Origin of the sequence: Streptomyces mashuensis (genome assembly GCF_014654785.1) — a bacterium.
Classification (GTDB): domain Bacteria; phylum Actinomycetota; class Actinomycetes; order Streptomycetales; family Streptomycetaceae; genus Streptomyces; species Streptomyces mashuensis.
Map to the genome: position 1 here is coordinate 331,095 of NZ_BNBD01000001.1, position 25,764 is coordinate 356,858.

General features: G+C 73.2%; 21 protein-coding genes. 13 read left to right on the forward strand and 8 right to left on the reverse strand.

Annotated elements, in window-relative coordinates; genetic code table 11:
• Positions 1–197: 197 nt before the first annotated feature.
• The 5 genes from IE305_RS01200 (at position 198) to IE305_RS01220 (ending at position 6,007) form a co-directional block, all read left to right on the forward strand.
• Positions 198–1,154 (forward strand): terpene synthase family protein, encoded by a 957-nt coding sequence (locus IE305_RS01200; protein WP_190127448.1) that lies wholly within the window; start codon positions 198–200, stop codon positions 1,152–1,154.
• 112 nt (positions 1,155–1,266) lie between these two features.
• Positions 1,267–2,700, forward strand: a complete 1,434-nt coding sequence (gene idi, locus IE305_RS01205) for an isopentenyl-diphosphate Delta-isomerase (RefSeq protein WP_190127449.1) — start codon at positions 1,267–1,269, stop codon at positions 2,698–2,700.
• A gap of 152 nt (positions 2,701–2,852) precedes the next feature.
• The gene (locus IE305_RS01210; protein ID WP_229890403.1) at positions 2,853–3,854 is read left to right on the forward strand and encodes a polyprenyl synthetase family protein; all 1,002 of its coding nucleotides are present in this window, start codon (positions 2,853–2,855) and stop codon (positions 3,852–3,854) included.
• A gap of 86 nt (positions 3,855–3,940) precedes the next feature.
• On the forward strand, positions 3,941–4,801 hold the full coding sequence (locus IE305_RS01215; protein WP_190127451.1) for a class I SAM-dependent methyltransferase: 861 nt from the start codon (positions 3,941–3,943) through the stop codon (positions 4,799–4,801).
• A 57-nt stretch (positions 4,802–4,858) separates the two neighbouring features.
• On the forward strand, positions 4,859–6,007 hold the full coding sequence (locus IE305_RS01220) for a polyprenyl synthetase family protein (RefSeq protein ID WP_190127452.1): 1,149 nt from the start codon (positions 4,859–4,861) through the stop codon (positions 6,005–6,007).
• Positions 6,008–6,587: 580 nt separating this feature from the next.
• Here IE305_RS01220 and IE305_RS01225 read toward each other — a convergent pair.
• Both IE305_RS01225 and zapE read right to left on the reverse strand, forming a co-directional pair.
• Entirely contained in the window at positions 6,588–7,466 is an 879-nt protein-coding gene (locus tag IE305_RS01225) for a polysaccharide deacetylase family protein (protein ID WP_190127453.1), read from the reverse strand.
• A 57-nt stretch (positions 7,467–7,523) separates the two neighbouring features.
• A complete protein-coding gene (gene zapE, locus IE305_RS01230; protein ID WP_190127454.1) occupies positions 7,524–8,663 on the reverse strand; it encodes a cell division protein ZapE in 1,140 nt (379 codons plus the stop codon).
• A gap of 72 nt (positions 8,664–8,735) precedes the next feature.
• Here zapE and IE305_RS01235 point away from each other — a divergent pair, with 72 nt between their 5' ends.
• Both IE305_RS01235 and IE305_RS01240 read left to right on the forward strand, forming a co-directional pair.
• Positions 8,736–9,512 carry a pyrimidine reductase family protein gene (locus IE305_RS01235; RefSeq protein WP_190127455.1) on the forward strand — a complete coding sequence of 259 codons (777 nt, stop codon included), beginning with the start codon at positions 8,736–8,738 and terminating at the stop codon, positions 9,510–9,512.
• Between the two features lie 222 nt (positions 9,513–9,734).
• Positions 9,735–10,259, forward strand: coding sequence for an indole-3-glycerol phosphate synthase (locus tag IE305_RS01240; RefSeq protein WP_190127456.1), 525 nt, complete (start codon positions 9,735–9,737; stop codon positions 10,257–10,259).
• Positions 10,260–10,303: 44 nt separating this feature from the next.
• On the opposite strand, the gene IE305_RS01245 is transcribed toward IE305_RS01240, so the two are convergent.
• Together IE305_RS01245 and IE305_RS01250 are read right to left on the reverse strand one after the other, a co-directional pair.
• Positions 10,304–10,993, reverse strand: coding sequence for an ABC transporter ATP-binding protein (locus tag IE305_RS01245; RefSeq protein WP_190127457.1), 690 nt, complete (start codon positions 10,991–10,993; stop codon positions 10,304–10,306).
• Positions 10,990–12,054 carry an FtsX-like permease family protein gene (locus IE305_RS01250; protein ID WP_190127458.1) on the reverse strand — a complete coding sequence of 355 codons (1,065 nt, stop codon included), beginning with the start codon at positions 12,052–12,054 and terminating at the stop codon, positions 10,990–10,992. The genes IE305_RS01245 and IE305_RS01250 overlap by 4 nt, the downstream gene beginning before the upstream one ends.
• Before the next feature lie 253 nt (positions 12,055–12,307).
• Between IE305_RS01250 and IE305_RS01255 the strand changes: the two genes are divergently transcribed.
• The 4 genes from IE305_RS01255 (at position 12,308) to msrB (ending at position 15,987) form a co-directional block, all read left to right on the forward strand.
• Positions 12,308–13,444, forward strand: coding sequence for a sensor histidine kinase (locus IE305_RS01255; RefSeq protein ID WP_190128151.1), 1,137 nt, complete (start codon positions 12,308–12,310; stop codon positions 13,442–13,444).
• Positions 13,441–14,073 carry a response regulator gene (locus tag IE305_RS01260; protein ID WP_190127459.1) on the forward strand — a complete coding sequence of 211 codons (633 nt, stop codon included), beginning with the start codon at positions 13,441–13,443 and terminating at the stop codon, positions 14,071–14,073. The genes IE305_RS01255 and IE305_RS01260 overlap by 4 nt, the downstream gene beginning before the upstream one ends.
• Positions 14,074–14,167: 94 nt before the next feature.
• Entirely contained in the window at positions 14,168–15,562 is a 1,395-nt protein-coding gene (gene murC / locus IE305_RS01265) for a UDP-N-acetylmuramate--L-alanine ligase (protein WP_190127460.1), read from the forward strand.
• 17 nt (positions 15,563–15,579) lie between these two features.
• On the forward strand, positions 15,580–15,987 hold the full coding sequence (msrB, locus tag IE305_RS01270) for a peptide-methionine (R)-S-oxide reductase MsrB (protein WP_190127461.1): 408 nt from the start codon (positions 15,580–15,582) through the stop codon (positions 15,985–15,987).
• 10 nt (positions 15,988–15,997) lie between these two features.
• On the opposite strand, the gene IE305_RS01275 is transcribed toward msrB, so the two are convergent.
• Together IE305_RS01275 and treZ are read right to left on the reverse strand one after the other, a co-directional pair.
• Entirely contained in the window at positions 15,998–16,294 is a 297-nt protein-coding gene (locus IE305_RS01275; RefSeq protein WP_190127462.1) for a DUF3303 family protein, read from the reverse strand.
• A gap of 105 nt (positions 16,295–16,399) precedes the next feature.
• Positions 16,400–18,127: a malto-oligosyltrehalose trehalohydrolase gene (gene treZ / locus IE305_RS01280; protein ID WP_190127463.1), complete on the reverse strand. Its 1,728-nt coding sequence runs from the start codon at positions 18,125–18,127 to the stop codon at positions 16,400–16,402.
• A gap of 115 nt (positions 18,128–18,242) precedes the next feature.
• On the opposite strand from treZ, the gene IE305_RS33650 reads away from it, so the two are divergent.
• Entirely contained in the window at positions 18,243–19,586 is a 1,344-nt protein-coding gene (locus IE305_RS33650; RefSeq protein WP_190127464.1) for a protein kinase domain-containing protein, read from the forward strand.
• Positions 19,587–19,595: 9 nt separating this feature from the next.
• Here the strand turns inward: IE305_RS33650 and treY are convergent, their stop codons facing one another.
• The gene (treY, locus tag IE305_RS01290; RefSeq protein ID WP_190127465.1) at positions 19,596–22,016 is read right to left on the reverse strand and encodes a malto-oligosyltrehalose synthase; all 2,421 of its coding nucleotides are present in this window, start codon (positions 22,014–22,016) and stop codon (positions 19,596–19,598) included.
• A 30-nt stretch (positions 22,017–22,046) separates the two neighbouring features.
• Positions 22,047–24,173, reverse strand: coding sequence for a glycogen debranching protein GlgX (gene glgX / locus IE305_RS01295; RefSeq protein WP_190127466.1), 2,127 nt, complete (start codon positions 24,171–24,173; stop codon positions 22,047–22,049).
• 264 nt (positions 24,174–24,437) lie between these two features.
• Here glgX and IE305_RS01300 point away from each other — a divergent pair, with 264 nt between their 5' ends.
• Positions 24,438–25,688, forward strand: coding sequence for a DUF5919 domain-containing protein (locus tag IE305_RS01300; RefSeq protein ID WP_190127467.1), 1,251 nt, complete (start codon positions 24,438–24,440; stop codon positions 25,686–25,688).
• Positions 25,689–25,764: the final 76 nt, after the last annotated feature.

The window sequence follows — 25,764 nt, forward strand, 5'->3', positions numbered from 1 at the left end:
TCTGCACGCCGGTCGTAGAAAGGTGTCGTACGGGCGTGCACGGGCCGAGTCGAATACTGCGTGGGCGCGGGACCGGTTCTTTTCACAGCAGTGCTGGTGGTCGGGTGCGGCGGTGGCGGCTCAGGCGGCCCGTCACGCCAAGGAGGAGCTGCAGGTCGACGCTCGCGCCCCCACTGCACACCGGAGGGAGCGCACAGTTGACCACTGTCTCTTATGCAGGGATCTCCTTCCCGGCCCCGCCCTTGAACCCGGAATCCCGTACAGCCATGATGCGCAGCATTTCTTGGCTCGAAAAGCATCGCATCATCGAGGGGGAAACCCAGAAGAAGAAACTCGCAGCACAGCGCATCGACCTCATGTGCGGGTCATTTTTCCCCCACGGTCGAGGGGAGGTCTATGCCGCCCTCTCTGATTGGATCATGCTCGAAGCTGTCATGAACGACACATACGCCCGGATCGGACCCGACACGGCAGCCAGGGCACAGGCCGAGATCGCGGACATCACCTCGGTTCTCGATGGCTCGAAGCTGCGGCCCGGCACCGCCTTCGGCTCCGCCTTCGCCGACGTGTGGCCTCGCCTGCGCGACACCGGCATGCCCGGGCACTGGCAGCAGCGCTGCACCGAAGTCATGAGGGCCTACGAGAACCACTACATTCGAAGGACGCGAGGCGAGGCCGTCTTCGACAGCGTCGAGGAGTTCGTCGATTTTCACGCCATGGGGTCCCGGGTGGGCTATGTCTTCTCCGAACTGGAGCGTCGGCTGCCCATCGCACAGCGGGTGTACGAGTCGGAACTCGTGCAGCAGATGATGCGTACCGCTCTCTTGCCCTACACCATCCCTCACGAAGAAGTCGCGCTTTCCCTGGACCGCCGGACAGGGGAGCAGCACGGCCTGGTCGTCACCCTGAGGCGGGCCACCGGGTGCAGCGAGAAGCAGGCCGTCGAGAAGATGCACACCCTCTTCGAGAGGAACTGGCGCAAGCTCCTGGAACTGGAAAAGAAGCTTCCAGACCTGGCTGAGCAACTTGATCTGCCTCCGAATGACCATCGAGCCTTGCACATGTATGCCGAAGCCATGCGCAGGCACATCATCGGAACGGTGTTCTGCGGACCTCTCATGGGGCGCTACAGCAGAGACGACACCGCCCTGTGACGAAGCCGTCCCGATGACGGATGCGCCCACGGCATCCCCTGCTCAGGCTCACTCTTCGCATCCAGGACGCCTTCCCCTCATGCCGGCTTCTCCCAGCGAAAGGGTCCGCTCCATGAGTGCCACGGACGAGCGCCGCGCCACCGATCTCGTTGAACTCGTCGAGGAGGACGGGAGTGCCTGCGGGAGCACCGATGTGATCGACGCGCACACCCACGGAAAGCGTCACCGTGCCTACTCGGTCATGCTCTTCGACGGCCATGGCAACGTCCTCATCCAGAAGCGTGCCGCCGACAAGACGCGTTTCGCCGGCATCTGGGGGCCTTCCTGCTGCGGCCACCCCGCGCCGGGAGAGGACCTGGTCGCCCAGGCCCGTCTCCACTGCCACGAGGAGCTCGGCATTTCGGGCATCGAGCCACGCGACGTCGGCGCCGTCAGCTATCGCCTGACCGACCCGACCAGCGATTACGTGGAGGCCGAGTACGACCACGTCCTGATCGCTTTCTACCACGGCACCCCGGATCCCCATCCCGACGAAATCGACGAGATCCGCTGGGTACCCGTCGACGAACTGGCACGCGAACTGGACGACCCGCCCCAGGGCGTCACCTACGGGGAGTGGCTGCGCCCCGTCTTCGACGTGGCGGTTCCCGCCGCGGAGAAGGCCGGCCTCCTCCATGTCAACGCCACCCGCGCCCACGACCCCCACCAGCAGAACGTCTACGCGTACTACCAGTTCAAGACCTCGGACAAGATCAACACCGAGGCGGGGGCCGACGACTACGTCCACTCCCACTTCGCCCTGATCCCCTACAACCCCACCGTCCTCGAGGTGGAGGACGAGGAAGCACGGCAGAAGGCGATCCTGCGAGAGCTCCACCGCATGGAGAACCACCAGTGCGACGACCTCATCGACCTCATGCCTCCCCTGCCCCCCACCAGCCGTGTCGTCGACGCCGCCTGCGGCCGCGGGGGAACCGGCTTCCGGGTCTGGGAGCGCTTCGGCTGCACCGTGCACGGCGTCGACTTCTCCGAGCAGCGGATCGCCTTCGCCAACGCCATTGCCGAACGGCGAGGCATCTCCGACCACGTCCAGTTCTTCCACGCGAACGTCGAAGCCACCGGACTCGTCGAACACAGCTACGACGTTGTCTTCATCAACGAAGCGGCGGTCCATGTGCCCGACCTGACGAAGCTGTTCGCCGAAACAGCCCGGCTGCTCAAGCCCGGCGGACACCTCGTCTTCGCCGAGTGGATCGCCGACAGCTTCACCTCGAAGAAGTCTCCCGAGGTGACAGCGATCAACAACAACTACTACACAGCCCTCCCCTCCCGCGGCGAAGTCCTCACCTGGCTGCTCGACAACCGACTCGTCCCCCTCCATGTCACCGACCGTCGCCTCGACGTCCTGCCCTACTGGGAACTCCGTTCCCACTGCGACCATCGCACCGGCGTCGAGAAACCCTTCCTGACCGCGTTCGCCACGGGCGCCATGAATTACGTCATGTGCACCGCCGTCTACCAGCCCGACCACATCGCCACGCGCTGACTCCCACCCCACCACGCGGTGAGGTCCTGACAGATGTCCGTCGTATCCGCTCGCTGATCCCATGCGGTACCGAGTCGTCCCCGTACACATGGAGGAGATCCATGCCGGACGTACAGGACTCCTGTTCAGCACCGGGTGAAGGACCCCGGCCGGTGACCGAGATCCTGGCGTGGGCCGGTGACCTCATCGACTCGCCGCTTCAACAGGCGATCGACTCCTTGCCGTCCTCACTCCGGAGGGTGGCCGGCTACCAGCTCGGCCGCAACGATGCCGACGGCCGCCCGGCGCGCGCCGGAGGCGGCAAGGCCCTGTTCGCCACCTTGGCCCTGCTGTGCGGCCGAGCCGCCGGCGGACCTGCCGCCTCGGCAGTGCCCGCGGCAGTGGCGGTGCAGCTGCTGCACGATGCCCTGCTCCTCCACGACGACATCATCGACCAGGACTCCACGCGCCGCGGTCGCCCCACCGCGTGGAAGGTCTTCGGCACGTCGAGAGCCATGCTGGCCGGCACGGCGCTGTACGCCCAGGCATGTACCCAGCTCGGCAGCCTGGACCAGGACGTGGCGGCGGACTGTGTCCGCATCTTCAATGCGTCCATGATCCGGGTGATGGACGGCCAGGCCCGCGACCTGGCGTTGGAGGAACACGCCGACGCCGGCCTGGACGAGTGCCGGACCATGGTCGCGGCGAAGACCGGCGAACTGGCCAACGCCTGCTTGCTCGGGACAAGGTCTGTCTGCGCGGACCCGGACCGGCTGAGGGAGATCAAAGCCTTCGGCGACTTCCTGGGCCTGGCCTACCAGATCACTGACGATCTCCTCGATGTGTGGGGCGACCCGGCGGTGACCGGGAAATCCGCCCACTCCGACCTGGCCGCCCGTAAGAAGACCCTGCCGGTGGTGGCTGCCCTGCGCTCCGGCACCCCGGCCGGTGCCGCCTTCGCGGACCTGTACCGACGCGATTCCGGGTTGAGCCCCACCGAACTGGCCCATGCGGCCGACCTGATCGAGCAAGCGGGCAGTCGCCGCTGGGCCCACGAGCAGCAGGCCCACTGGCTGAGCCGCGCGCACGCCCATCTGCACCGGGCCGTGCCCGACCCCACCTCCGCGGCCGAACTGCGCGCCCTCACCCAGCTGATGATCAGTCGCGACCACTGAGGGGCCGCGCCGCGCGACGCCCGTCCCATCGTGTGCTGCTCCCGCAACAACCACCCCCTCACTCCCGCCCAGCCGAGGAGACCACCATGCACACGCCCCCTGGCAACCTCGCCCGCACCCGCTTCGAGGCGGAGGCCCATACGTACTACGACACGAAGCGCAACGACGCACTCAACCTCGACCTGGGCCACACCGACGGGTACTACCACCACCACTTCGCGGTCGGCGATTTCGACCGCAGCATCCTGACGTTCACCGGAAGAGCACGGCAGCAGGCCATCGCGACCGAACTGCACCGTATGGAGACCCGCCAGGTCGACGTCATCGTCGACGCGCTCACCCCGCTCGACAGCCGGGCCCGCGTCCTGGACGCCGGCTCGGGCCGCGGCGGGACCGCGTTACTGCTCCACCATGCCTTCGGCTGCCACGTCGACGGGGTCAACTTCTCCACCTACCAGAACACCTTCGCCCGGCTTCAGGCCGACAAGCACGGCTGCGCCGACACCGTTCGCTTCCACGACCGCAACATGGTGGACACCGGTTTCGCCGACGCGAGCTTCGACGCCGTCGTCACCAACGAGAGCACGATGTACGTCGACTTGCACGAGGCATTCACCGAATTCGCCCGTGTTCTCAAACCCGGCGGCAGGTACACCCTCACGACCTGGTGCCGGAACGAAGCGATCGCCCCGCACTCCCGCGAAGCCGAAGCGATCGACCGGCACTACCGCTGCCACACCCACCGTCGCGCCGGCTACCTGCGCGCCCTGCTCGATGCCGGCCTCATCCCCTACCAGGTCGACGACCTGACCAGCCGGGCCATCCCCTACTGGGAACTGCGCCACGAATCCGAGCTCGCCTCCGGCATCGAGACGGCCTACCTGACGGGCTACCAGAGCGGACGCGTCAACTACATCCGCATCACCTCCCGCAAAGCCGAGCTGTAAGGCAGGAACGCCATGGCTTCCTCATCGCGTCCGGACACTCCCCGGAACTCGCCACCGGTGCCGGAGGCGCTGCTCGTGCCGGACATCGTGACCCGGTGCAAGGACCTCATCCGTGCGGGCATGGAGGAGGCTCTCGAGGCACTGCACCCCGACGTCGCCCAGGACTGCCGCTACTACCTGGGATGGTGCGACCTGGACGGAACTCCGCATCGGCAACGGGGCAGCAGGACGGTGCACGCTCCCGTCGTGCTGCTGTCCGCCCAAGCCGTCGGAGCCGATCCGCACACGGCCATCCCCGGGGCGGTCGCGATCGAGCTCATGCTCAACGCCACCTTGCTCATGGACGACATCATCGACGAAGACGCGGTGCGCCGGGGCCGGCCCACCGTCTGGGCTGCCCGCGGCGCACCGGAATCACTGCTCGCCGCCGTCGGGCTCTGGGCAGAAGTGAACAACCTGCTCCTCGGCCTTCCCGGCGACGGCGGGACGACAGCCTTCCGCCTGGTCAACGACCAGTTGACCTACCTGTTCCGGGTCGTTGCCGCGGAGCGGGACCTGATGCGGCGTCACGTCACCGAACTCAGCGCCGCCGAGCTCGATGCCCACCTCGAACTGTGCTACGAGCACGACGGCGCCCTCCTGGGGTGCAGCGCCGCCATCGGCGTCCTCCTCGGCGGCGGATCGCTCACCGCCGCCGCACCGCTCGTACAGGCAGCCGAGCACGCAGGCGCGGCCTGGAAAATCATGAACGATGTCGAGGATCTCTGGCAGAACCGCGACCTCGTCGGTAAACCCGGCTACAAAGATCTGCAACAACGCAGAAAGACGTTTCCGCTGCTGGCCGCCGTGCGAGCCACCTCACCCGCGGCCGACCGGCTTCACGACCTGCTCGGGCAGGACTCCCTCGACGCTGAAACGTTCGCCGTCATGGCGCAACTGATCGAACAGGCGGGAGGTCTGGAATCCGCCGAGACTGCCGCGCACTCCCATCTCGCCCGGGCCCGTGCACTCCTCGACGAATTCCCCATGCCCGACCCGGTCAAAGCCGAGCTGAACAGCGTGTTCCACCACATCGCCATCCGCCGACCGCAGTCGCCTGCGGTGGACGCCGGCAGCGGGCCGAGGACGGGCTGCACAGGGCGCATGACCGGATCGCTTCCCTCCCGCCGGCCCGGTGAAGACCACAGGAACGGACGGGGTGGGTAGACCTCCCGCCATGGCAGTGAAGCCTCAGCAGATCCACCGCATCGTGGCCGCCGTCACCGCCCGCGCGGTGCACGGCACGGCCCTGGTGGCGCTCGACGGCCGGGCGGGCTCCGGGAAGACGACGCCGGCCACTCTCCTGGCCGAACACCTGGGCGGCCCGCAGCGGGCCACTGTCATCCATGGTGACGACTACCTGCTGCCCAGGTCGCTTCCCGAACGCCTGGCCATGGACACCGTGGCGGGTTACGCCGGCTACTTCGACCGGCCGCGCCTGCGCGACCACGTGCTCGTGCCGCTGTCCGGCCGGGCGCGCATCCCCTCCAGTCGCGGTCGGCACCGCCCCCCGCTCCCAGGCTGTGTCCGAAGGGCCGGGCGGCCGGCGAAGGCCGGCCCGCTCATGAGGTCACTTCACCTCGACCGTGACCTTCCGACCGGACTTCACCCCCCCGGTCGGCAACAGCAGCCTTATCCTTCCGGCCGGCTCGACGCCACGGCGAAGGGCCGGTTCCAAACCACCCGACCGAGGGCTCCGCGCGCCCGACCTGTCGGACACGCCCTTGCCCGTCTGGCGTACACGCGCTCAGTGCGCGCCGATGAGTTCCGACACGCGCACGAACTCGTAACCCTGCGCCCGCAGGTGCGGCACGATGCGCCGCACCGCCTCCTCGGTGACGGGCGCGGCGCTGCGGGTGCAGTGCATCACCACGACCGAGCCGGGCCGCACCTGCGACAGCACCTGCGCGGCGACGGGCCCGGCCTGCTTGGCGAAGGCGTCGCCGCTGACCACGTCCCACTGCACGGCCGTCACCTGCGCCGGCCCCAGCTCGCGCAGCACCGCGTCGTCGTGGCAGCCGCCGGGGAAACGGAAGTACGGCACCACGCGCTGCGCCCCGGTGCGCCGGATGGCCGCGAATGCGCGCTCCACGTCGGCGCGCGCGGTGCCGGGGGCGAGGGCGGGCAGGCCGTAGCAGGGGGTGGTGAACGCGTGGTGGCTGTACGAGTGGTTGGCGATCTCGAACAGCGGGTCGCCGCCGAGGGAGCGGGCCTGGTCGGGGTACTCCTCGGCCCACCGCCCGGTCATGAAGACGGTGGCGGGGACCTTGAGCTGTCGCAGCGCCGCGACGAGCCCGGGGTTGTCGAAGTGCTCGCCGCGCGCCGCCCGCGGCCCCTGGTCGGACGTCATGTCGGCGTCGAAGGTCAGCGCGACGCGCTTGGGGCCGGTGCGCGGGCCGTGCGAGAAGACGGGTGCGGCACCGCCGGGGCCGGGCGGCAGGGTGGGTGCGGCGAACGGCGACGGTGACGGCGACCCGTCCGGCACCGGCGCGGTGGCCTTCGCCGTGCCGGCCGCCGCGGTCGTACGGGCGGGGGCGGGGCTGCCGCTGCCGCCGCAGGCGGCGAGGGTGCCGCACAGGGCCGCGGCGGCGACGGCGAGGAGGAGGGGGCGTGGCGTTCGGGGCATGCCCGGATTCTCCCCGAGGCCCCCCGTCCCCTTGCTCCTCGGCCCGCTCCTCGGCTCCTACTCCTCGACCAGGCGCTTGGCGTCGCGGGCCAGGGCGGTGAGGCGGGAGATGGCGCGGAAGTACTTCTTGCGGTAGCCGCCGTTGAGCATGTCCTCGCTGAACAGCTCGTCGAACGGCCGGCCCGATGCCAGCACCGGCACCTCGCGGTCGTACAGCCGGTCGGCCAGGACCACCAGGCGCAGCGCCGTGGACTGGTCCGGCACCGGCTCGACGCCGGTGAGGCAGACCGCGCGCACGCCGTCGCTCAGCGCGCCGTAGCGGCTGGGGTGGACCTTGGACAGGTGCGCCAGCAGGTCGGGGAAGGCGTCGAGGGAGGCGCCGGCGGTGCGGTGCGCCACGCGCTCGACGGTGGCGTCGTCGTACGGCGCGGGGGCCTCGGGCAGGCCGCGGTGGCGGTAGTCCTCGCCGTCGATGCGCAGGGTGCGGAAGTGCGCGGACAGGCCCTGGATCTCGCGGAGGAAGTCCGTGGCGGCGAACCGGCCCTCGCCGAGCTTGCCGGGCAGCGTGTTGGAGGTCGCGGCCAGCGCCACGCCGGCCTCGACGAGCCTGCCGAGGAGGGTGGAGACCAGCACCGTGTCGCCGGGGTCGTCGAGCTCGAACTCGTCGATGCACAGCAGCCGGTGGCCGCTGAGGGTCTGGACGGTCTGCTGGAAGCCGAGGGCGCCGACGAGGTTGGTCAGCTCGACGAACGTGCCGAACGCCTTCTGCTCGGGCGCGGCCGGGGTGGCGTGCCAGAGGGAGGCCAGCAGGTGGGTCTTGCCGACGCCGTAGCCGCCGTCGAGGTAGACGCCGCGCGGGCCGGCGGGGGCGGCCGGCTTCGCCTCGCGGCGGAACCAGCGCTTGCGGCCGGTGCCGCCGCCCGCGGGGGCGCCGAGGCCGGCGGCGAAGCCGGCGAGGACCGTGACGGCCTCGGCCTGGCTGGGCTGCCGTGCGTCGGGGACGTACGTGTCGAACCGCACCGCGTCGAAGCGCGGCGGCGGCACCATCTCGGCGACCAGGCGGTCGGCCGGGACGTGCGGGCTGCGCGAGGTCAGCGCGACGGGCGCGGTCGCCGTACGCGGTCCGGCTATGGGGCCGGGGGCGTCGGCGGGGCCGGTGGCGCTGGCGCTGGTGGGTGATGCGGTGGAGGACGACACAGCTGTCCAGCGTAGCCCGCGGTCGTGGGCCGGGGGCGGCCGGGCGGGGCGACCCGTGTCACACTGCGGCCCATGCGACGCCTGTTCCCCTCCCCCCTGACCCCCGCCGACGCCGAAGACCGGGCCTGGGGCCTGGACGAGCTGGCCGCCCTGTACGCCTACCCGGAGGAGGCCGGAAGCGGGGGCCGTGCCTGGCTGCGCTGCAACATGGTCTCCTCGCTGGACGGCGCGGCCCACCACGAGGGGCGTTCCCAGCCGCTCTCCTCCGACGCCGACATGCGGATCTTCGGCACCCTGCGGGGGCTGGCCGACGCGGTGGTGGTCGGCGCCGAGACCGTACGGCAGGAGGGGTACCGGCCCGCGAAGGCACGGGAGGCGTTCGCGGAGCTGAGAGCGGCGCACGGGCAGGCGCCCGCGCCGGCGATCGCCGTGGTCAGCGCCGGGCTCGCGCTGGACTTCTCGATGCCCCTGTTCACGGAGCCGCTGGTGCCCACGCTGGTGCTGACCGGCGCGGACGCCCCGGCGGAGCGGGTGGCCGCGGCGCGCGCGGCGGGCGCGGAGGTGCTCGTGGCCGGGGAGGGGCGCGGGGTGGACGCCGCGCGCGTCCCGGAGGTGCTGGCCGGGCGCGGGCTGACGCGGCTGCTCACCGAGGGCGGCCCGCGGCTGCTGGGGCAGTTCGCCTCGGCCCGGGTGCTGGACGAGGTGTGCCTGTCGCTGGCGCCGCTGGTGGCCACGGGCACGGCCCCGCGGATCATGTCGGGGCCCCCGCTGGAGGTGCTGGAGAGGTTCGCGCTCGCCTCGATGCTGGAGGACGGTGGTTTCCTCTTCACGCGCTACCGGCGGGTCTGATAAAAGGTCCCGCGGATCCGGCGGAAGGGTCCGGCAGATCTGACGAGAACGGTCTGACAATCGACGGAATTAGCCGTTCCGGTTCTCGTTCCGTGGGCAGAATTGAGTCAGACGCTCCCCCGAGAGCACGTCGCCCCACGACCGGACGGGCGCGCTCACGGGGAGCACGCGCAGGATGGTTTCTGTTGGGCCCGGTGGCCCACGGAGAAGAAGGGCTCCACCGTGTTCACGAGCGTATTGATGATCGAGCAGCCGCTGTCCGCCGCGGACGTCGGCTTCGTCACCACCCTCCACGACGACGACATGTCCTTCGTCGTCCTCCTGCGGCCGCGCGGCGACGAGGACCGCCTGCTGCGGGCCATCGACGACGTGGCCCTCGGCGAGCTGGAGAAGGCGGTGCACGAGGCCGACGAGCCGGAGGGCGAGGAGGCGCTGCGGCCGGCCGCCCTCGCCCTGGAACAGTCGCTGCGCAGACTCCGCGCAGCGGGTTCGCAGGCCGTCGGCCAGGTGATCGACGGGCACCCGCTGGACCTGCTGCGGTCGGTGGTCGAGCAGACCCACGCCGACGAGGTGATCGTGCTCACCGCCCCCCACCTGGTCGAGGAGTTCTTCCACCGCGACTGGGCCTCCCGCGCCCGGCACAAGGTGGGCGTGCCGGTGCTGAAGCTGTACGCGCACAGCGACGAGGACGTCACGGAGGGCACCGAGGGCGAGGCCGCCACCGAGGGGGCGAAGCCGGAGGCGTGAGACGGCGCGGCGGGGGCCGGCCCCAGAGGGCCGGCCCCCGCCGGTCAGCCCAGCCGCCCGTCCGTCATCGTCACGACGCGGTCGGCCCGGCCGAGCAGCGCCCGGTCGTGCGTGACCAGCACCGTCGCCGTGCCGTGCTGCCGGGTGACCGCCGCCAGCAGGTCCATCACGCGGGCGCCCCGCTCGTGGTCGAGGGCCGACGTCGGCTCGTCCACCAGCAGCACCGACGGCCCGCCGAACAGCGCACGGGCGATGTTCACGCGCTGCCGCTCACCCCCGGACAACTGGTGCGGGCGCCGGCGCCGCTTCGCTTCGTCCAGCCCCACCGACTCCAGCAGCTCCGCCGCCCGCGCCCGGGCGGCCCGGACGCTGCCGCCGCGCAGGTGCTCCACGGCCAGCAGCTGCTCCTCGGCCGTCAGTGACGGCAGCAGGTTCGCCTGCTGGAAGACGATGCCGACGCGCTCCCGGCGCAGCGCGGCGCGCTCCTTCTCGCTCATCCCCGTCGTCTCCCGCCCCGCGACCGTCACCCGTCCGGAGTCCGGGCGCATCAGGGTCGCCGCCACCGCCAGCAGGCTGGACTTCCCCGAGCCCGACGGCCCCACCACCGCCGTCAGCGAACCCGGCGGCACGGTCAGCGACACGGCGTCCAGCGCGGTCAGGCGGCGGTCGCCGTCGGGGTAGGTGAGGGTGACGTCGTCCAGCACGAGGGCGGCGGCAGCGGTGGTGGTGCTCATCGGTGGGCTCCCAGGGCGGTCAGCGGGTCGACGGACGTGATGCGGCGCACCGCCAGGGCCGCACCGGCCAGCCCCAGCAGCACCATGGCGGCCACGGGCACCGCCACCGTGGCCGTGCTCAGCTCGAACGGCACGGCCGCCGAGGCCGGCCACCCCCCGAGCGCGCCCAGCGCCCCGCCCAGCAGCGCACCGGCCCCCAGCACGGCCAGGGCCTGCGCGAGGGCGTCCCGCACCAGGTAGCCGCCGCTCGCGCCCACCGCCTTGAGCACCGCGACCTCCGGCCGCCGCTGCACCGTCCACACCGTGAAGAACGCCCCCACCACCAGCGCGCTCACCACCAGCAGGAACCCCTCCACCAGCCGCAGCGTCCCCTGCTCGGCCGCGTAGCCGGGGATGCCCGGCAGCGCGTCGTCGAGCTCCACGGCCCTCGTCGATGCTGCGACGGCCCCCGACGGGCCGCCGTCGCCCGTCACCGCGAGCACCGTCGGCTGCGGCTGGTGGCCGACCAGCGACCACGTGCCGAGCGTCGCCCACACGGTGGGCGCGTGGCCGTGGCTGCGGTCCGGCGTGATACCGGCCACGACCAGCTCCCGGCTGCCGAGCGTGACCGTGCCGCCGACGCGGAGCCCGTGCTCCCGCGCCACCCGCTCGCCGACCGCCACCTGCCCGTCCCGGGGCGCCGTGCCCCGCAGCAGCTCCGGGCGCAGCCGCTCCGTGCTGCCGAAGACGCTCACCGACGAGGCCGTGCCGCCCGCCGTCAGCCGCGTCATCGCCACGCCCAGCGGCTCGGCGGACGTCACGCCGGGCGCCGCGCGCCAGGCCGCGAGCTGCCGCTCGTCCACCGTGCTGTTGCCGAACGACACCTCGGCCGCGGCCCACGCCGGGGCGCCGAAGACGACCCGGCCGGCCGGCAGGCCCGCCACCGCCGACGTCGCCTCCCGGGCCAGACCGCCCGTCAGGCCGTTGAGGAACACCACCAGCATGGTGATGAGCACGACGACGGTGCCCATGAGGGCGAACCGCCCCCGGGCGAATCTGATGTCACGGAGCGCGACGAACACGCGGAATCCTTCGGTACGGAACAACGGGTATCGAGCCCCACCACCCTCGCGCGCCGCGCGCCCGCCGGCATCGGGGCAAGGTCCGGTCGCCGCCCCGTCCGTCCGGTGCAGCCGGAAATCCATCGAACGGTTGATGCCCCGGCCGTCCGGGGGCCCGCCCGCACGCCCGTACGCTCGACGGGTGAGCAGCGTGCACAGAACGAGTCCTTCCGGCGCCGGACCGGCGGATACGTCGGCGGAGCCGCCGGCCGAGATGCCGGCGCTGCGCCTGGTCCGCCTCGCCTTCCACTGCGCCTTCTACGGGCTGCTGGCCGTGGCCCTGCTGACGGCCGGCGAGCGCCCCGCCGTGCTGCTGCCCCCGGCCCTCGCGCTCGCCGCCGCGTACGGCTACGGCGTGATCCTCCCGCGCCGCCGCCCCGGCGCCTGGCTCGCCCTCGTCACCGCGCTGTGGCTGCTGCTCCTGGCCCTGGACCGGAGCTTCAGCTACGTGGCGTTCCCGCTGTTCTTCCTCTTCCTGCGCGCCCTGCCGGTGCGCCTGGCCCACCCCGCCGTGGCCGCCGCCACCGCCGCCGTGGTCGCCGCGCAGGCCGCCGGGCCCGGCGGGTTCACCGCCGCCAAGGCCGTCGGGCCCGCGGCGGGCGCGGCCGTCGCCATCCTCACCGCGTACGGCTACGCCGCCCTCTACCGCGAGAGCGGGCGCCGTCAGCGGCTCATCGACGACCTGGTCCGCACCCGTGACGAGCTGGCCGCCGCCCAGCGCGAGGCCGGCCGGCTCGCCGAGCGGCAGCGCCTGGCCCGCGAGATCCACGACACGCTCGCCCAGGGCCTGTCCAGCATCGTGCTGCTGGCCCGTGCCGCCGAGCACGCCCCCACGGCCGGCGCCGCCCGCGACCGGGCCCGGGAGATCGGCCGCACCGCCGCCGACAACCTGGCCGAGGCCCGCCGCTTCGTGCAGGCCCTCACCCCGCCGGCCCTGGAGGACGCCCCGCTCCCGGAGGCCCTGCGCCGGGTCACCGCCCGTACCGTCCCCGGCGCCGCCTTCCGCCTGGACGGCGAGCCCGTGCCGCTGCCCGTCGACACCGAGGTGGCGCTGCTGCGCCTCACCCAGGAGGCCCTGGCCAACGTGGCCCGGCACGCCCGCGCCGGCCACGCCGCGGTGACCCTGGCCTACCTGGACGGGCAGGTCACGCTGGACGTCTACGACGACGGCGTCGGCTTCGACCCGGGCGCGCCCGGCCCCGCCGGCCGGCCGACGTTCGGCCTGCACGGCATGCGCGAGCGCATCGCCGAGCTCGGCGGCACCCTCACCGTCGAGTCGGCACCGGGCGAGGGCACGGCGATCGCCGCGTCCCTGCCGGTCCGCACGGCGGAGACGGAGGCCGCGGCGTGATCGCGGTGCTCCTGGTCGACGACCACCCCGTCGTACGGCGCGGGCTGCGCGCCCTGGTCGACGAGCTGCCCGACGTGGAGGCGGTCGGCGAGGCCGCCGACGGCGCCGAGGCGCTGCGCCTGCTGGACGAGGGCGTCCGGCCCGACGTCGTCCTCATGGACCTCCAGATGGGCGCCGGCATGCACGGCGTGGAGGCCACCCGCCGCATCACCGCCCGCCCCCGGCCGCCCGCCGTGCTGATCCTCACCACGTACAGCACCGACGCGGACATCCTCGCGGCCGTCGAGGCCGGCGCCACCGGCTACCTGCTCAAGGATGCCCCGCCGGAGGACCTCGCGGCCGCCGTCCAGGCCGCCGCGCGCGGCGAGACCGTCCTCGCGCCCCCGGTCGCCGCCCGCCTCCTGGGCCGCGTCCGCTCCGGCGGCCGGCCCGCGCTGTCGCCGCGCGAGACGGAGATCCTGGGCCTGGTGGCGGAGGGCCTGGCCAACCGGCAGATCTCCAAGCGGCTGTTCATCAGCGAGGCCACGGTGAAGACCCACCTCGTGCACATCTACGACAAACTCGGCGTGGACAGCCGTACGGCGGCGGTGGCGGCGGGCCTGGCGGCGGGGCTGATCCGGACGGTGTGACGGGGCGCGGGGGCGAGGTGCAAGAATCTGCCTAGCTCTATTTAAGTCTGGCTCGACCCCGCAGGCACCGATCACCACCCAGGGAGCACCGCACATGGCACCGGCCGTCCCCACGACGATGGACCGACCGCACTTCATCGGCATCGGCGGCGCCGGCATGTCGGGCATCGCCAAGATCCTGGCGCAGCGCGGCGCGGCCGTGGCGGGCAGTGACGCGAAGGAGTCGGCGACGGCGGCGGCGCTGCGCGAGCTGGGCGCCACGGTGCACATCGGGCACGCCGCGGACCATCTGGCGGCCGACGCGACCTGCGTCGTCGTCTCCAGCGCCATCCGCTCCGACAACCCGGAGCTGGCCGCGGCCGCCGAGCGCGGCATCCCGGTCGTGCACCGCTCCGACGCGCTGGCCCGTCTCATGGACTGCCTGCGCCCGATCGCCGTGGCGGGCACCCACGGCAAGACGACCACCACCTCCATGCTGGCCGTCTCGCTGGACTCCCTGGGCCTCGACCCGTCGTACGCCATCGGCGGCGACCTGGCCGGCCCGGGCACGAACGCGCGGCACGGCGGCGGCGAGATCTTCGTGGCGGAGGCGGACGAGAGCGACCGCAGCTTCCACAAGTACGCGCCCGAGGTCGCGATCGTCCTCAACGTGGAGCTGGACCACCATGCGAACTACGCGTCGATGGCGGAGATCCACGAGTCCTTCGAGACGTTCGTCGGCCGGGTCCGCCCGGGCGGCACGCTGGTCGTCAACGCCGACCAGGAGGGCGCCCGCGAGCTGACGCGCCGCGTGGCGGGCCGCGACGGGCTCGACGTGGTCACGTACGGCGAGGACAAGGACGCGGACGTGCGGGTCCTCGACGTCACGGCGCACGGCCTGACCAGCGAGGTCACCGTCGACCTGAAGGGCACCGAGCTGACCTTCACCGTGTCCGTGCCGGGCCGGCACTACGCGCACAACGCGGTCGCGGCCCTCGCCGCCGGCGTGGCGCTGGGCATCCCGGCCGCCGACCTGGCGGGCGCCCTGGGCACGTACACCGGCGTGGGCCGCCGCCTCCAGCTGAAGGGCGAGGCGAACGGCGTCCAGGTCATCGACTCGTACGCGCACCACCCGACCGAGATGACGGCCGACCTGGAGGCGATCCGCGGCGCCGCGGGCGACGCCCGGGTGCTGGTGGTCTTCCAGCCGCACCTGTTCAGCCGCACCCAGGAGCTGGGCACGGAGATGGGCCGGGCCCTGGCCCTCGCCGACGCCTCGGTGGTCCTGGACATCTACCCGGCCCGCGAGGACCCGGTCCCGGGCGTCACCAGCGCCCTGATCATCGACGCGGCGCAGGCCGCCGGCGCCGAGGTGCGCGCCGAGCACGACATGGCGGCCGTCCCCGCCGTGATCGCGGGAATGGCACGCCCCGGTGACCTCGTTCTGACCATGGGCGCGGGCGACGTCACGGACCTCGGTCCGCGGATCCTGGCCCGCCTGGAGAGCTGACCCGGGAGGACGACGACATGCCGTACGAGGTCGAGAAGACGGACGAGCAGTGGCGCGCCGAGCTGACCGCGGAGGAGTACCACGTCCTCCGCGAGGCCGGCACGGAACCCGCGTTCCGCGGCGAGTACACCGACACGAGGACGCCCGGCGTCTACGAGTGCCGGGCGTGCGGGGCGGAACTGTTCACGTCGCACGAGAAGTTCCCCAGCCACTGCGGCTGGCCGAGCTTCTACGACCCCCGGGACTCCTCGGCGGTGGAACTCCTGGAGGACCGCTCGCACGGCATGCTCCGCACCGAGGTCCGCTGCGCCCGCTGCGGCTCCCACCTGGGCCACGTCTTCGAGGGCGAGGGCTACCCCACCCCCACCGACCAGCGCTACTGCATCAACTCCATCTCCCTCCGGCTGCGGCCGGAGGAGGCGTAGCGGCAGCCGGTCAGCCCTTCTTCAGGGCCGCGAGGCCCTTCTTGAGGTCCTCGTGGTTCATCACCGGGACGAGTTCGACCTCGGCCTCCAGGTCGAGGAAGAGCTTCTCCGCCACGGCCGGGATGCGGGACGGGTCGTCCAGGTCGAAGACCATCAGGCAGGTCCGGCCGCCGTCCATGGCGGCGAAGTAGGCGGCCTCCGGCTTGAGTTCGTCGAGCAGGCCCTGGACGGCGTCGGGCATCGTGCCGTCGCGGATCACCTCGTTGCCGGCGTGGGTGTCCAGCCGGGCCCTGAGCAGCGTGCGCATCGTGATCGTCCCCTTACGCTCCGGCTGCGCGCCGCGCGGTGCGGGCGCGTCACTTCCAGCGTCCCTCCGCCCGCCGGGGGCCGCAAAGCCGCCCGCCGGCGGCCGTCAGCGCAGGACCGCCGCCGACTCCGGGGGCAGGGTGAGGGTGCCGTCCGGGGCCGGTGGGGGGACCCGGCCCCACGCCGCCTGGATCTCGGCGGGCGTGTGGGGGAGGGGGAGCGTCACCGTTTCGCGGGTCGGGTTGACCGTGATCGTGTACGGGGCGCGGTGCAGGACGGTGGTGCCGCCGGGGCCCACCGTGACGTCCGTGGCGGACAGCGGGGCGTCGTGCGGCAGGTCCGTGCGGAGGGCGATCAGGCGGCGGTACCAGGCGAGCAGGCGGGCGTGCGGTTCGCAGGCGGGTTCGGTCCAGTCGAGGCAGGACCGGTCGCGGGTGGCCGGGTCCTGGGGGTCGGGGACGTCCTCCTCGGCCCAGCCGTGGGCGGCGAACTCGCGGCGGCGGCCGGCCCGTACGGCCTCGGCCAGCTCCGGGTCGGTGTGGTCGGTGAAGTACTGCCAGGGCGTGCGTGCCCCCCACTCCTCGCCCATGAACAGCATCGGCGTGAACGGCGCGCCCAGGACGAGCGCCGCCGCGCAGGCCAGCAGCCCGGGGGAGAGGCGGGCGGACAGGCGGTCGCCCACGGCGCGGTTGCCCACCTGGTCGTGGGTCTGGGCGTAGCCCAGCAGGCGGTGCGCGGGCGTGCCGGGGTCGAGGGGGCGGCCGTGCGGCCGGCCGCGGAACGACGAGTGCGTGCCGTCGTGGAAGAAGCCGCCGCGCAGCGTCTTCGCCAGGGCCCGGGGCGGGTCGGCGGCGAAGTCGGCGTAGTAGCCCTGGGACTCGCCGGTGAGCAGGGTGTGCAGCGCGTGGTGGAAGTCGTCGTTCCACTGGGCGTGCAGGCCGAGCCCGCCGGCCGGGCGGGGCGTGGTCGTGGCCGGGTCGTTGAGGTCGGACTCGCCGACGAGGAACAGCGGCCGGCCCAGCCGTGCGCCCAGTTCGTCGACCGCGGCCGACAGTTCGGCGAGGAAGTGGACGGGGCCGTGGTCGACGAGGGCGTGCACGGCGTCCAGGCGCAGTCCGTCCAGCCGGTAGTCGGTCAGCCAGGCCAGCGCACTGCCCGTCAGGTACGCACGAACCTCGGGTGATCCGGGTGCGTCGAGGTTGACGGCGGCGCCCCACGGTGTCTGGTGGGTGTCGGTGAAGTACGGGCCGTACGTGGGCAGGTGGTTGCCGGACGGGCCGAGGTGGTTGTGCACCACGTCGAGGACGACGCCCAGGCCCAGTCCGTGCGCCGCGTCCACGAACCGGGCGAGGCCCTCGGGTCCGCCGTAGGGTTCGTGCACGGCCCACGGCGCCACCCCGTCGTAGCCCCAGCCGTGCCGGCCGGGGAAGGGGCAGACGGGCATCAGCTCGACGTGCGTGACGCCCAGGTCGGCCAGGTGCGGCAGCCGTTCGGCGGCCGCGTCGAACGTGCCCTCGGGCGTGAACGTGCCCGTGTGCAGCTCGTACAGCACCGCGCCCCGCAGCCCGCGCCCCCGCCAGCCGTGCCGCCACGGCAGGCGGGCGAAGTCGACGACGGCGCTGAGCCCGTCCGGCCCGTCGGGCTGCCGGCGCGAGCGCGGGTCGGGCAGCGGCGGGCCGCCGTCCAGCGCGAACCCGTACCGTGTGCCGTGCCCGCCGGGGGCCTCGCAGCACCACCAGCCGGCCCGCCCGGGGTCCGGCCCCATCACGTACGTCCGGCCGTCGGCCAGCAGCTCCACGACCCCGGCCCACGGCGCCCACACGTCGAACAGCACGACTGTCTTCTTCCCCCTGCGGGCCGCGTCGCACGCGGCATCTCACCGCTTCCCGGCCGGTCCCGTTGCTGGGAGCATTGGTGTGTTCGGTGAGTCACGGCGCTGGGGGTACGACGTGATAGAGCCTCTGCTGCCCACGGATCCGTCCGGGGTCGGGCCGTACGTCCTGGTGGCGCGGCTGGGCGGCGGGGGGATGGGGAAGGTCTACCTGGGGCGTTCCCCGGGCGGTCTGACGGTCGCGGTGAAGGTGGTGCGGGCGGGGCTCGCCGAGGACGAGCGGTTCCGCCGCCGCTTCGCCCTGGAGGTCGAGGCCGCCCGGCGCGTCGGCGGCTTCTACACCGCGCAGGTCGTGGACGCGGACACGGAGGCCGACCCGCCGTGGCTCGTCACGTCCTACATACCGGGCCTGTCCCTGAAGGAGGCCGTGGAGCAGCGCGGCCCGCTGCCCCTGGAGACCGTCGCGGCGCTCGGCGCCGGCCTCGCGGAGGGACTGGCCGCCATCCACGTACGGAACCTGGTGCACCGCGACCTCAAGCCCGGCAACGTCATCCTCGCCGAGGACGGGCCGCGCGTCATCGACTTCGGCATCGCCCGTGCCCTGGACAGCACGTCGCAGCTCACGCACACGGGCGGTGTCATCGGCACGCCGGCGTTCATGTCGCCCGAGCAGATCCAGGGCCGGGAGGCCACCCCGGCCGGCGACGTCTTCTGCCTCGGCTCGGTGCTGGCGTACGCCGCGACCGGCCGGCCGCCGTTCGGCGAGGGGCCCTCCGAGGCCGTCGTCTACCGCGTCGTGCACGGCGAACCCGACCTGACCACGCTGCCCCGCGGCCTCCTCCCCCTGGTGCGGGCGTGCCTGGCCAAGGACCCGGCCGCCCGGCCCGGCGTGACCGCGATCCTGGACCACTGCGCGGGGCCGCGCGGCACCTCCGCGTGGCGGCTGCCGGTGGAGGTCCGGGCGGTGATCACGCGTCAGACGGCGGAGACGCGGGCCATCATCACCGAGGCCGGGCCGTCCACCGCGTCGGGACCCGCGGCGGGGGCGCCGCGCGCCGTCCAGCCCCTGCGGGCCCGCCCGCTGGACACCGGCGGTGGCTACACGCACCTGTCCCTGCCGTGGCTGCCGGGCGAGACGGGCGGCGCCCGCAGGACCACCGTGGTGTGCTGGCACCGGAAGGTGGGCGACACGGTCGACAAGGGCGAGCCGCTGCTGTCGGTCTCCTCGGCGCGGGGCGACGTCGTCATCACCTCGCCGAGGAAGGGCATCCTCTTCGCGATCCACCGCCGGGAGGGCGCGACCGCCCGCACCGGCACGGTGGTCGCGGGCATCGGCCAGGAGGGCGCCGCCGTACGGCGGCCGCCGCTCTCCCGCCGCGTCCGCGTCACGCTCGCGTCGTCCGTGTGCCTGCTCCTCACCGCCGCCGTGATGACGGCGGTGTGGGCGTGGCCCCTGCACTGAACGCGGCCTTCACTCACCCCCGTCCCGCACCAGCAGCGCCACCGGCCCCTCCCGCAGCAGCTCCGCCACCGGCACCCGCCCCCGCAGCCCCCCGCGCCCCGACAGCACGTCCCGCCACGCGGCCCCGCCCGGCGGCAGGTCCAGTACGGTGTCCCGCCAGCCGCCCCCGGCCGCCAGCCGGAGCGGCAGCCGCGTCACGACCGTGACGACCGCCCCGGTCCGCGCGAACGCCACGCAGTGCGCGGCCGCCGGGCCCCCGGCCGGCAGCGGCTCGTACGTGGCCTCGGCACCGAACCACCGGGGATGCTCCCGCCGCAGCCGCAGGGCGGCCCGGGTCAGGCGCAGCTTCTCGCCGGACAGGCCCGCCGGCTCCTGCCCGGACGATTCCGGGAAGGCGGGCGGGCGGCGGTTGTCCGGGTCGACCAGCGCGGCGTACAGCCGCTCGGTGCCCATGTACACGTCCGGGACGCCCGGCATCGTCAGGTGCAGCAGCGCCGCGCCCAGCACGTGGGCGCGCACCGCGCCGGCCAGTTCCCCGGCCAGCGGGGCCAGGGCGCGAGCGGCCGGCCCGCACGGCCCGCCGGTCACGAAGCCGGCCACCGCCTCCTCGTACGCGGCGTCCGGCTCGGTCCACGTGGTGCGCAGGCCCGCCTCGCGCACGCTCTTGAGCACCGCCGGCACCAGCCGGTCCGCGGCGACCGGCTCCCCGTCCGTACCGGCGCCCAGCCCGAAGGCCGTCTGCCACGCCTGCCACGCCACATGCCGGTCCGGGCCCGGGGCGCGGCGCCACAGCTCGTCCATCAGCTCGCCCCAGCGCGCGGGGCGCGCGGTGAGGGCGGCGATGCGGGCCCGGACGTCGGCGCTGCGCTTGGCGTCGTGCGTGGACAGCACCGTGCCCGTCAGCGGCCGCTCGGCCTGTGTGCGGGCACAGTACGCGTGGAACTCCTCGGGCGTCACCGCGGGCCGGCCGGGGTCGCCGCCGACCTCGGCGGCCGACAGCAGCGGCACGTACCGGTAGAAGGCGGTGTCCTCCACCGACTTGGCGCGCAGCGCCGACGCGGTCTGCGCGAACCGTGCGCAGAAGTCCCGCTGCTCGGGGCCGTCGCCGAGCCGCCCCAGCGCCGCGTCCCGCACCACGTCGACCGCCGCGGCCTCCTCCGGCACCGCGAACGCGGCACGGGCGCCGCGCGCCGCCTCCTCCAGCATCGCGGCGTCCTCCGGCGCGGCGGGCCGGCCCGGCGTGGCATAGGGGCGGTAGACGGGCAGCCGTACGAGGATCTCCCGCAGGGCGGTGCGCAGGGCCCAGGGGGCGTGGTCGCGGAGGCCGGACGGGCACGCGGAGCCCTCGCAGAGCCGTACCGCCGTGCGGACCAGCCGTTCGGTCTCGGCGGACAGTTCGTGGGTGATGACGTGCCGGGCGGCGCGGCGCAGGGTCGCGGGCCACTGGCCGCCGAGGCCGGCGGGGGGAGCGGCGAAGGCGCGGTAGGCGGCCGTCAGTTCCTCCGCCCCGGCGGGGTCGGTGAAGAGCCCGTCGACGTGGCGCAGCGCGTCGTAGCCGGTGGTGCCGGCCGCGGGCCAGCCGGCGGGCAGCCGTTCGCCGGGGCCGAGGATCTTCTCCACCACCGTCCACCGGCCGCCCGTGGCCTCGTCCAGCCGCCGCAGGTACGCCGCCGGGTCGGCGAGCCCGTCGGGGTGGTCGACGCGGAGCCCGTCGACGACGCCCTCGCGCAGCAGGCGCAGCACGGTGGCGTGCGTGGCCTCGAAGACCTCCGGCTCCTCCACGCGCACCGCGACCAGCTCGGAGACGGTGAAGAAGCGGCGGTAGTTGAGTTCGGTGCGGGCGAGGCGCCACCAGGCGGGCCGGTACCACTGGGCGTCCAGCAGCTGGGGCAGCGGCAGGTGTTCGGTGCCGGGGCGCAGCGGCAGCACGTGGTCGTGGTAGTGGAGGACGCCGGCGCGGCGGTCGGCGCGGAAGTGCGCCAGCTCGTCGCCGAGCCGCCCGCCCAGGACGGGCAGCAGGACGCGGCCGCCGTGCGCGGACCAGTCGATGTCGAACCAGGGGGCGTACGGGGAGGCGGGCCCGTCGCGCAGGACGGCCCACAGCGGCCCGTTGAGCCGCTCCGGCGCGGGCAGCGCCATGTGGTTGGGGACGATGTCGAGGACCAGCCCGAGCCCGTGGGCGTGGGCGGTGGCCGCGAGCGAGCGCAGCCCCTCCTCGCCGCCGAGCTCGGCCCGTACGGCGTCGTGGCCGGTGACGTCGTAGCCGTGCGTGGAGCCGGGCACGGCCTCGAGGACGGGCGAGAGGTGCAGGTGGGAGGCGCCCAGCGCGGCGAGGTACGGCACGGCGCGCTCGGCCGCGGCGAAGGGGAACGCGGGCTGGAGTTGGAGCCGGTAGGTGGCTGTGGGTGGTGCGCTGCTGTCACGCGTCACAGAGCATACGTATCCCCGGTTTCCCCGCGCTCACGCCGGCCGTCGCCACACCGCCAGGCTGCGGCCGGTGAGCGTGAGCCGGTCGCCGGGGCCGGCGGTGGGCCCGTCGGAGGTGACGCCGTCCGGGCGGGCGGTGTCGACGACGAGGCGCCACAGCCGGCCGTGGTCGGGCGGGACGGCGAAGTCCAGCGGGCCCTCGTGCGCGTTGAACATCAGCAGGAACGAGTCGTCGACGATGCGTTCGCCGCGCGGGCCGGGCTCGGAGATGGCGTTGCCGTTGAGGAAGACGGTGAGGGACTTGGCGTAGGCGACCTGCCAGTCGCATTCCCGCATTTCCTGCCCTTCCGGGGTGAACCAGGCGATGTCGGACAGGTCGTCGTGGGTGCCCTGCGCGGGACGGCCGTGGAAGAAGCGGCGGCGCCGGAAGACGGGGTGGTCGCGGCGGAGCCGGGTCAGGGAGCGGGTGAAGGCGAGCATCCGCCGCGCCAGGTCGTGGCCGGGGTCGCCGGGGTGCGGCCAGTGCACCCAGGAGAGCTCGTTGTCCTGGCAGTAGGCGTTGTTGTTGCCGTGCTGGGTGCGGGCGAACTCGTCGCCGTGGCCGAGCATGGGGACGCCCTGGGAGAGCATCAGCGTCGCGATGAAGTTCCGCATCTGACGCTCCCGCAGCTCCAGCACCTCCGGGTCGTCGGTCTCGCCCTCCACGCCGCAGTTCCACGACCGGTTGTGACTCTCGCCGTCCTGGTTCTGCTCGCCGTTGGCCTCGTTGTGCTTCTCGTTGTACGAGACGAGGTCGCGCAGGGTGAAGCCGTCGTGGCAGGTGACGAAGTTGACCGAGGCGATCGGCCGCCGGCCGTCGCCCTGGTAGAGGTCGGAGGAGCCGGTCAGCCGGGAGCCGAACTCGGCCAGCGTGGCCGGCTCGCCCCGCCACAGGTCCCGCACCGTGTCCCGGAACTTGCCGTTCCACTCGGTCCAGAGCGGCGGGAAGTTGCCCACCTGGTAGCCGCCCTCGCCCACGTCCCACGGCTCCGCGATCAGCTTGACCTGGCTCACCACCGGGTCCTGCTGCACCAGGTCGAAGAACGACGACAACCGGTCCACCTCGTGGAACTGCCGGGCCAGCGTCGCCGCCAGGTCGAACCGGAAGCCGTCCACGTGCATCTCGGTCACCCAGTAGCGCAGCGAGTCCATGATGAGCTGGAGCACGTGCGGGCTGCGCATCAGCAGCGAATTGCCGGTGCCGGTGGTGTCCATGTAGTACCGCGGATCGTCCGCCAGCCGGTAGTACGAGGCGTTGTCCAGCCCCCGGAACGACAGCGTCGGCCCCAGGTGGTTGCCCTCCGCCGTGTGGTTGTAGACCACGTCGAGGATCACCTCGATGCCCGCCTCGTGCAGCGCCCGCACCGCCGACTTGAACTCCAGCACCTGCTGGCCCCGGTCGCCCCAGGAGGCGTAGGCGTTGTGCGGGGCGAAGAAGCCGATGGTGTTGTACCCCCAGTAGTTGGCCAGCCCCCCGTCCACCAGCCGGTGGTCGTTGACGAACTGATGGACCGGCATCAGTTCGATCGCGGTCACCCCCAGCTCCGTCAGGTGCTCCAGGACCGCCGGGTGGGCCAGCCCCGCGTACGTCCCGCGGACGTCCTGCGGCAGCGCAGGGTGCAGCATCGTCAGGCCCTTGACGTGCGCCTCGTAGATCACCGTGCGGTGGTAGTCGGTGCGCGGGGGCCGGTCGTCGCCCCAGTCGAAGTACGGGTTGACCACCACCGACGTCATCATGTGCGGCGCCGAGTCCATGTCGTTGCGCTTCTCCGGCCGCCCGAACCGGTAGCCGTACACCGCCTCGCCCCACTCGACCTGCCCGCTGACCGCCTTGGCGTACGGGTCCAGCAGCAGCTTCGCCGAGTTGCAGCGCAGCCCGCGCCCCGGGTCGTACGGCCCGTGGGCCCGGAAGCCGTACCGCTGGCCGGGCATGACGCCCGGCAGGTAGGCGTGGCGTACGAAGCCGTCGCTCTCGCGCAGTTCCACCGCCGTCTCCGAGCCGTCCTCGTGCAGAAGGCACAGCTCGATCCGTTCGGCGGCCTCGGAGAAGACCGCGAAATTGGTGCCGGCGCCGTCGTACGTGGCGCCGAGGGGGTAAGCCTGTCCCGGCCAGACCTGCATGAGGTGAGTGTTCCACCCCGGAGCCCCCTTTCCGTAGATCTCCGCAGATCTTCGCCGGATGCGCGACACCCGGCCGCCGTCCGCCCGCCGTCCGTCCGCCACCCGTCCGGCTATGAAACAGCTCACTCTCGGCCAGGGCCGCACCGGCAACCGCCACGGGACCGGCTCGAGTTGGCCGGAGCCCGGCGGGCGGCGGGTGCACCGGCCTCCGCCCGCGCAGTAGTCTGCCTTGATCGTTGGACGGGGGCGGAAGGCGGTGCACTGGTGAGCTCGGGCGGGCTGGAGCTGCCCCCTGGAGAGGAATGTTCCGGGGGAGACGGCGCGACCGGCACCCCACCGGGTGTCGTCTCCCTGACGCGCCCGGTGGAGATCGGCACGGAGCTGGACTGGGGCGCCGAGGCCTGGGACGAGGTGCGCACCCGCGCCCGCCGGGCCGGCCGCGCCTACATCTGGCTCAACCTCGTCGAACAGCGGCTGCGGGCCGTCGTGGCCACCGTGCTGCGCCCGGTGTACGAGCCGGTGCACGGCGAGGAGGAGTGGGTCGTGGCCGCCGCGGGCCCGGCCGGCCAGGAGTGGGTGCAGCGCGCCGTCGCCGTCCGCGAGGTCAGCCGCCGCAAGGGCTACCTGCTCGACCCCGCCGACGACAACGTCCTCAGCTTCCTCACCCTGCCCCAGCTGCGCGAACTGCTCGTCCAGCACTGGCCGTGCTTCGAGCCCTGGCTCGACGACCGGCGCGAGCTGGAGCTGGCCCTCGACGAGCTGGAGGTGGCGCGCAACGTCGTCTCCCGCAACCGCGCGCTGTCCCGGGCGGTCCTGGACCAGGCCGAGCGCGCCGCCGCACGGCTGCTCGACATCCTCGGCGGCGGCCACGGCACCGGCGCCGGCGCGGACCGGCTGCCCGTCGACGCCGTCGAGGACCTCGTGGGCGACCGGTACGCCGACGTGGTGGGCGTCCACCCCGACCGGGTGCGGCTCCAGCGCCAGCTGCCCGTGGAGGACCTCTTCGGCAGCGCCCGCCGCCTGGACGCCGTCGGCATAGGGCTCAACCTGCTGGTGCAGAACTACTCCGGGCGCCGCCTCGTGCGGCTCGCCGAGTCCGGCTGCCGGGCCCGGCTGCTCTTCCTCAACCCCGCCAGCAGCGCCGTGCGGCGCCGCGAGAAGGAGCTGGGGATCAAGAAGGGCGAGATGAGCCGGTCCGTCGAGATGAACATCATGCACATGCGGCGGGTGCGGGACCGGCTGCGCGACACCGCCGCGTTCGAGATCCGGGTCTTCGACGAGACCCCCCGCTTCACCGCCTACCTCGTCAACGGCGACGGCCCGGACGGCCTCGCCGTCGTCCAGTCCTACCTGCGCAAGGCGCGCGGCATGGAGTCGCCCGTCCTGGTGCTGCGCGGCCGGGGCCGCCAGGTGCTGCGCGACGGCCCGGGCACGGGCGACGCCCTCGGCGGCCTGTTCGAGACGTACCGCGAGGAGTTCGAGGGCGTGTGGGAGGAGTCCCGCCCCGTCTCGTGAACCGGGACCTCCACTGAATGACCGTCAGAACGGGTGTGCGAGGACCCGCTGTCAGTGGCGCGTGCGAGGGTGGGGC